The sequence below is a fragment of the Caballeronia sp. LZ003 genome, from assembly GCF_031451465.1.
Lineage (GTDB): Bacteria > Pseudomonadota > Gammaproteobacteria > Burkholderiales > Burkholderiaceae > Caballeronia.
Genome location: NZ_JARUXJ010000018.1, coordinates 1 through 2,244 on the forward strand (window position 1 = coordinate 1; position 2,244 = coordinate 2,244).

The window sequence follows — 2,244 nt, forward strand, 5'->3', positions numbered from 1 at the left end:
GCCGTCGCGGCCGTCGTATAAAGCCTTGATCGCCTCGCGGCGTTGCGCACGCGTATATCCCGCGCGCGCCATGGATGCTTCGATGAGCGCAAGCGCCTTTCGGCTCGCGCTCATCTGCGTGCTCCTAGATTGCTGCGCCTGCTCGAGTCTGCCCGTGGCAAAGCCATCGGCGAGCGCCTGGCTCGCACCAATCCATGTCTCCTTGTCCATCAACGCCGCAGCCTCGGATTCGGTCATGCCCGTGCGCTGCGCGTAAAGTTTTGCCATCGCCCCATCAAATGGCTCAAGCACAGCGGCGGCATTGATCATGTCGTGACGATTGCCCACCGCCACCCCCCACGCGTTGTGGATCATGAGAAACGCACCATCACCCATGCGAATTTCGTCGCCCGCCATCGCAATCACTGACGCCGCGGACGCGGCCAACCCCATCACGTTGACGACCACCTTCGCCTTGTGCTCGCGCAGCAGGTTATAGATCGCTACGCCCTCGAAGAAGTCACCGCCCGGCGAATTGATATTGACCGTCACATCGCGCGCCCCGATATTACGAAGCGCGCTACTGATTCGCTTGGCCGTCGCGCCGCTACCTTCCCAGTTCTCACCAATCGCATCGTAGATCGAAATCGTTGCCGCATCGTCGCCCGTCGCCGCGCGAATCTCAGGCTCCCAGCGCTCCAGCGCATCCGGACGCAGTTCGAACTGGGCGGCAGCAAGCCGTCCATCCGCTCGAATCTCAGGCAGGCTGAGTAGACTCATCGCCCCTTCCTTTACGTTTCTGTGTCATGGGATTACGCAACAGATCGGCCTGCGCATCGCGAGACTTCGGCAGGTTCGACAGATCGCGCACTTCGTTCTGCGACATCCACGGCGCGTGGCCGCCCGCGCCAAGCGCCTTGGCAAAAAAATTCGCCTGGTCGTTGAGCGTGCCGCGCAGCAGCGCACCCTCATTGAATTTGAACTGCATTTCGTCAAGTGCCTCCTCAGGCAATAACACGCGCGCAGCGGCCTGCTCCCACGCCGTGAACCAGTGCGACAGCGCGTATTGCACAAAGAAGATGGCCAATTGCTCGATCCCGCTGCCCCAGCTCGTGTCATCCATCATCAACAGTGGGCGCGGCACGCCATACATGCGCGCTACCTCTTCGATCTGGTGATTACGGTTCTCGACCTGCTGCGCGTCGGACGCCGTGTTAGCGAACTTCACCGGCTCCGCACCTTCCTCGGCAATCAGCCATCGGCCCGCGCTTTCCGGGCCACCGAACGCATCGAGCTGCTCGCGCATGCGAGCATAGGTCTGCTCGGACAGACCCTCCTTGAACTTAAGCGCCCCTCCGGCCATGACACCTGTGCGGAATGTGCGCGATGCGGCGCGCTGCGCGGCCGAGGCCAGCTCCAAGACCTCGCTCGCAAGCGTCACCCGAGACAGCCCATTGACCCCATCCAGTGACAAGTCACGCAAATGGAATACGTCGCGCGCGCCCAGCGTGATGCTTTCGCCTGAGGCGCTCGTGAAGTCATATTTCATCTCCCACGTATCCGTCTGACGAGGCTTGGTCGAGCCTCGTGGCATCGGCACGAGCCGCACCGGCCGATCACGCGACCATATAACGCGCGCAAAGCCCTGACCGTCCAACAGCGTATGCAGCTGAAGCAGGCTTTTAAACTCGTATGGCGTTTGCCAATCGTTGGGCTTGTATTTCAAGAGCCGGTGCGCCGGGTGGTCTCGCTGCACCTGTTTGCGATCATCGCTGCCAATCAGATTCAAAGGCAGCGTTCCGATCGCCTCGGAAATCAGTGTCACGCATCGCAGCACCGCCATATTGCGCAAGCTGCACGATCTGCCCCACATGCCGCCACCCGACTGACCCTCGCGGATATAGTCCAGCAGACGAGGATCGTTGAGCCCGTCGAACGTCACGCCTGCCGCGCTCAGTCCCACCGAGGCATGGGCGCGGGTCATCGTGGGTTCTACGCGCGCAATCGCCTCACTACGATCGACAGCACTCATCGCGTGCGGCGAGTGCGCCGATGCATCGCCGCGCCGAAAAATGTTGAGCAATCCCAATCCGTTCCTCAGATAAACAACAATCCACGCGTTTCATACACCGAGCGACGCGCCGCGGCGGGATTGAGCGCCATTAACGTCACGGCGTTAAATAGCGCCATCAACGGATCGATTTTGCCCGTCCCACTGGCCTGTTTCGTGATGTTCACCGCATTGCCAACCGGGACCACGCGTGC

General features: G+C 61.2%; 2 protein-coding genes. Both read right to left on the reverse strand.

Going from position 1 to position 2,244, the window contains the following annotated elements:
• A partial coding sequence (locus QCE79_RS32430; protein WP_309851406.1) for a head maturation protease, ClpP-related occupies positions 1-759 on the reverse strand: 759 nt, incomplete at its 3' end.
• A complete protein-coding gene (locus tag QCE79_RS32435) occupies positions 737-2,062 on the reverse strand; it encodes a phage portal protein (RefSeq protein WP_309851408.1) in 1,326 nt (441 codons plus the stop codon). The genes QCE79_RS32430 and QCE79_RS32435, both read right to left, overlap by 23 nt.
• Positions 2,063-2,244 lie beyond the last annotated feature (182 nt).